This window comes from Actinocorallia aurantiaca, assembly GCF_039533685.1.
GTDB lineage: Bacteria > Actinomycetota > Actinomycetes > Streptosporangiales > Streptosporangiaceae > Actinocorallia > Actinocorallia aurantiaca.
Window position 1 is genome coordinate 77,900 of record NZ_BAAATZ010000016.1, and the last position, 4,980, is coordinate 82,879.

The 4,980-nt window shown below is 64.0% G+C and carries 7 protein-coding genes and 1 pseudogene; all 8 read right to left on the minus strand.

Annotation, left to right across the window (positions count from 1 at the left end; genetic code table 11):
• Window positions 1-53: 53 nt before the first annotated feature.
• Complete coding sequence (locus ABD327_RS20755; protein ID WP_344452204.1) at window positions 54-668, minus strand: tyrosine-type recombinase/integrase; 615 nt, start codon at window positions 666-668, stop codon at window positions 54-56.
• Window positions 669-726: 58 nt separating this feature from the next.
• Entirely contained in the window at window positions 727-903 is a 177-nt protein-coding gene (locus ABD327_RS20760; RefSeq protein ID WP_344452242.1) for a hypothetical protein, read from the minus strand.
• A 148-nt stretch (window positions 904-1,051) separates the two neighbouring features.
• A pseudogene (locus ABD327_RS20765) lies at window positions 1,052-1,396 on the minus strand (integrase); the annotation flags it as partial.
• A 9-nt stretch (window positions 1,397-1,405) separates the two neighbouring features.
• Window positions 1,406-2,245, minus strand: coding sequence for a sigma-70 RNA polymerase sigma factor region 4 domain-containing protein (locus ABD327_RS20770; RefSeq protein ID WP_344452205.1), 840 nt, complete (start codon window positions 2,243-2,245; stop codon window positions 1,406-1,408).
• A gap of 141 nt (window positions 2,246-2,386) precedes the next feature.
• Complete coding sequence (locus ABD327_RS20775; RefSeq protein WP_344452206.1) at window positions 2,387-2,824, minus strand: ATP-binding protein; 438 nt, start codon at window positions 2,822-2,824, stop codon at window positions 2,387-2,389.
• Window positions 2,825-2,872: 48 nt separating this feature from the next.
• The gene (locus ABD327_RS20780; protein ID WP_344452207.1) at window positions 2,873-3,673 is read right to left on the minus strand and encodes a Scr1 family TA system antitoxin-like transcriptional regulator; all 801 of its coding nucleotides are present in this window, start codon (window positions 3,671-3,673) and stop codon (window positions 2,873-2,875) included.
• Window positions 3,674-3,836: 163 nt separating this feature from the next.
• Window positions 3,837-4,115, minus strand: a complete 279-nt coding sequence (locus ABD327_RS20785; RefSeq protein ID WP_344452208.1) for a hypothetical protein — start codon at window positions 4,113-4,115, stop codon at window positions 3,837-3,839.
• Between the two features lie 233 nt (window positions 4,116-4,348).
• Window positions 4,349-4,980 (minus strand): hypothetical protein (locus ABD327_RS20790; protein WP_344452209.1); only part of this gene is annotated, 632 nt, incomplete at its 5' end.

Here is a 4,980-nt window from a genome sequence, read left to right on the forward strand (position 1 = left end):
TTGCGAATGATCGCGAAGGGCCTTTTGCTAACGGGTCTGCTAACAGCCGTGGTTCAACCGGCTTTCTCGATCTCTCTTGCGAAGACGTCCGCGGCTTCTGCGAGCTGCTCGCTGACTACGTGGGCGTAGACGCTCAGCGTGATGGACGGGTCTGCGTGGCCGAGTCTGGCGGCTACTACGTGCACGGGGACGCCGGCCAGGAGAAGGATCGTGGCGTGGACGTGGCGCAGGTCATGGAGCCTTGCGTGCGGGAACGGGTCGGGGTGGACGCCTTCCTTTGGTTCGTTGTGGCGCTGGATCAGCCGGGGAACCAGCGAGGAGGCCGTGTCCGGGTGGATCGGTTCTCCCCAGGCTGTGGAAAACATGTGGCCTTCCGAGCCGCCGCGCCAGGCTTCACCGAGTTCTAGTTTTTCGGCGTTCTGCTTCGTGCGGTGAGCTCGAAGGATCTTGAGGGTCTCCTCGTCGAGGCTGACGGTTCGGGATCTGCCGCTCTTGGTGGTGCCTTCGATGCGCTCCCCGCGATGACGCTGCCGAGCCGGTGATGCGGATCTCGGCAGCGTCGAATCGGGAGGTTCAACCCCGAAGCACCCAGTGAACCGCGGTCGCGTCATCGCACGCTTTGCCCCGAGGCCAACGCTTCCCGTCTGGATCGGCCACTTCTGCCTCACGGGTCCGCCGGATCAGACCCGCTGGCCCTTCGGTGTCGAGGACGTGCAGCGCCCCGGCTTAGGTGCGCAGGCCGAACAGGTCGACCAGGCGAGTAGCCCCGTCCGTCATCACCGACACCGAGGCCACTTCCTCCAGAGGCACGGTTCCGGTGAGCACTTCTCGGGCAGCGGCCGGTTTGGTGCTGGCAACCCAGAACCCGCCTGGATGGTTGCGGTAGGCGGCGAACTTCTCCACCCGTGACAGCAGCGAAGGCGTGCGCATCGCTACCGATCGGCGGAGTCTCCTCATGCCGGTCGATCTGCTGCCGCAGCAGCTCAAGCCGGTCGTCAGTGACCGCCAGCGGCTCCCCGGAGGCCCGCCCGAGGAGAACAGTCGAGTCCGCCAGCACCAAGTACTCAAGCCTGTCACCGGCTGCTCTGACGACGGCGACGGTCGCCGAAGGCGAATGCGGATTGCCGATGTCACACGTGTCGGTGTGGGCCAGGACGACGCGCTCGATGCTGTCTTCCAACGCTTCGGCCAGCGTCAATGATCGGTCGGTGACGGCCCCGGCCAAGAGGCCGCCGAGGGTGCGCGCGTACCAGGCGACCGAGTGCGAGCACCCCGACTCCAGTCCCGCCGGCGCGCTGGCCCCGTCGATGGCGACCACCGCGCCGGGCAGCACGGCTGCGAAGTCTTCGTTCTCCCGACCCTGCTTGCCCGGCTCGGTGCCGACCACGACTCGCACGCCGAACCCCTACGGCTGGTCGTGCTTGTAGAGCGGCGTCAGCAGCTCGGTACGCACCGGTTCATGAGTGACCGGGTCGTATTCGGTGCCGACCACCACCGAGAACGGCTCATTACCGACTTGGCCCCACAGGGTTCCGATGTCGGTGGCCAGCCGGTGCACGACCCCCAGCGACCCTTCGGGATGAATCCCCGCGATCGCCAGCAACGTTCCTTGCCCATCCGGACGAGGCAGCCGCCCGAGATACCCGAGGTCGTAGGGCCGCTGGGGGTCGGACTCCTGACCCGACCGGTAGCCCTCACCTGTGCAGGTGTCCCGCAGCAGCCACCCCACCTCGTCACGTTCCCAGGTGATGACCGGATCTTTCTCGTAGGCCTGCCGCATCGCCTCAGACATCTGAGGACCGCAGATCACCAGCAGCCCGCCGCGGTTCAGATCAATCTGCCCGGCCACTGACACGTGGTCGTAGTCGACCTTGAGGTCGAACGTCCGCGCCAGGTCTTCCAGCCGCTTGCCGGTGTTCAGGTCATCCAGCGCCACATACGTACAGTCACTCGCCGGGTCCGGCCGCAACGGCGTCACCACCATCACCCCGCCGATTCCGAGGAACGCCCCCTCAGGCGCCGGCCCGGTGTGCCGGATCTGGTGAATCCGCCCCCGGCTCAACCCCGCTTCCACCGCGATCTGCGCATACGACATCCCCTGCGCATGAAGATCCTGAATCAGCCGCCGCCGCAACCGCGCCAACTCCGTGACCTCCTGCTGAGCCTCCGCCAGGCGCTCAGTCGTCGCCCGCAGCAACTCAAACGGGTCACCGATCTGAGAGATTCGCTCGAACTCGCCCGGCATAACGCCCCTCCCGCCTCCTGCCAGCGAGTCTAGACCCCTAGACATAATCAGACATAAGGGTTCATCGGTTGTGGACGACACCGCCTGGATCCGACGCCGCCGCCGAGGCATCCGAGGCCCGCTCACCAGCAGCGCACCCGCTCAGGCATGTGCGTCATCGAGAGAGGCGGGCAGCACCTCCCAGGCCCGTCGCCCCACCCGCGTGGGCTCGAAACCCCACTTCAGCGACAGAAGCTCGACCATCCACAGACCACGCCCACTGACGGCATCCTCAGGAGTCTCCACGACGGCCGCCGGTTCCTGGGCCGCCCCCATGTCATCGACGGCCACGTTCACCGACTCCGGCCCGAACTCCGCCTCCACCACGAACCGCCCACTGACCTCCCCGCTGTCAGTGTGCAAAACCGCGTTCGTCGCCAGCTCGCAGACCACGAGCTCAGCCATGAACGTCATCTCATGCCCGTCGGCCACAAGCCGGACGAACCGACGAGCCTCCGCCAGCTGATCCAAGGACCCGTCGAAGATGCGACACCACCGAGCCACCGCCACCACCGCCCATCCGTCTAGGGTGCTAAACACCCTCGGATGCGCAGCGTACGTCAGCTACAGAGATCTATTCAATACGCTTTACTGAATAGAGCGGAGGGTTCCCTCAACATCCCGCCGGGCCCTCTCCATCAGCTCCCGAGCCTCTTCCCCGAACACTGCGACACCTCGAATCCCCTCATACACGTCCAGGTAGGCCCGTACCTCATCAGCCGCCGACAGGGTCAGCTCCCGCGTGAACGTCTCCACCGACACGGCCGCCTCGTCGAACACCGTGAACCCATGCGAGGGCCCCACCCCGCGGCCCGCGTTCAGCGGAAGAACCCCCAACGACACTTCCGCGCCGACCCCGAGCCGCAACAGGTGCTCAAGCTGTCCCACCATGCACCCACCCGACCCCGGCCAGGTCCGCAACGCAGCCTCAGAAAGCACGAACTCAACCCGACGCCCCTCACCCCCGGCAGCCGGCCTGAGCGCACGTACCTCTAGCCGAGCAGCCTCCGCATACTCAGCCGTCCGCAACTCCGCCGGAACCGTCAAGGCCCCGAACCCTCGCACCTCCCGAGCAGCCGCCCCCAGCTCAACAGCCGCCCCCGCACGAAACGACACCCCTGCATCCGCCCGCCGCAGCCGAGGTGCCGCCTCCTCATAAGCCTGCCGGACAAGCTCGACCAGCCGCCGAGACTCTGTCTCCGCCAGCCCCAGCGCTTCGACAAGCCGAACGACGACCCCGGCATTCGTCACCCGATGCCCCATCTCCACCCGAGACACCGTCGGCTGAGGCACCCCAGCCCTCCGAGCCACCTCAGCCCCCGACAGCCCAGCTTCCACCCGAAGCCGCCGAAGCCGTTCCCCTACCACTCGAAGTTGCTCAGCACCCATAACCGAGCGTTCTACCACCCAGCCGCAGACCCCGGTCTGCAAAGCCCAACCTGAACTCAACAGCACCCGAGGCCCCAGAGCACCGTCAACCATGTCTTGGGACCAGGCCCTCAGCATCACGCGAGCTACACCGCTGTGACCAGCAGAAACGAAAGAGCCCAGGTCACGTCCAGCCGCTGGGTCGGATCCAGACATCACCGTCTCCTGGACGCACCCTGGCAGAGTCACCAACCCCGAGAGCGTTGAGCACTTCGAACACCCGATTCAAGACGTTCGATCTGTCTGCCCCCTCGAAGACATCAACGTCCAAATTCGAGCCTCCCGTGCCACTCCCCGCACCAGAAACCTCACCCGCTCCCGCGAGCGCCTCGTTAAGAGCATCCTCGATGTCGTCCCGGTCGACTTCGATCGGGCCATCGATCCAGATCTCGACGAAGTCCAACCGACCCTCCTAACGAACACGCAGCAGCCAAGCCGAACAAGCACCCGTCAAGCACCCGTCAAGCATCAGGCGAGACAGGAGCGTCAAGCATCTCCCGGGACACGACAGAGGCCCCAGCCACCCTCGATGAGAACTTTCCTTACGGGTTCAAGGCGGCCCGCTCCGCGGCCCGCGCCGGTTCGGCCGGTCCGGGCTGCGGCCTGTCCCGTCCGGTCCCGGCCCGCCCGACCGGCTTACCGTTGCTCTTCGCGCAAGGAGCCGAGAATGCCATGAATCGAGGTGCTTTCGTCAATTACTTGAACCTGCTCCAGATTCGATTGATAATCTTCAACCTCCTCTAGGCGTGCCAGCTTTCGGACGGCCGCTTCATATGAAGGAATCAGCTCATCAGCATTGGAGAGCATGGAAGTATAGTAAACGATCTGCCGTATCATTTCGACTTGATTTTTAGATCTCAAATAATCAAGGTCGAGCCACGCCTCAAGAATCTCCTCCGCCTCGCTCTGCATCCGTTCATCGAGATTGGATTGGGCTTCTATGGCTCCCTCGTGAATGATAGGGTCATCAATTTCAGAAAGCTGGTCTATGAGTGCACTTGCCCACTCAAGATCCTCCCAGCCAGAGATATCCATCGTGATGTATTCAATAGCATCACTGATTATCCTGACAGCCCATCCTTGGGCTTCTTCAAACCGGGAGCCGCTGAGTTCTGCTATCAGCGATACGAGCTCTTCTTCATCGACAGCGTTCCCAAGAATATCCAAATCTGCGAGAATCTTCTCCTCTATCAATCCAAATATGGGAAGCGAATTCAGGCGTTCTGCAATAGCGACGCCCACTCGCGCACGCCCAACCGGATCGCTAT

Coding starts and splice junctions, on each gene's coding strand:
- ABD327_RS20770 (WP_344452205.1), bottom strand. CDS start 2,245: ATGCCGGGCGAGTTCGAGCGAATCTCTCAGATCGGTGACCCGTTTGAG.
- ABD327_RS20780 (WP_344452207.1), bottom strand. CDS start 3,673: ATGGGTGCTGAGCAACTTCGAGTGGTAGGGGAACGGCTTCGGCGGCTT.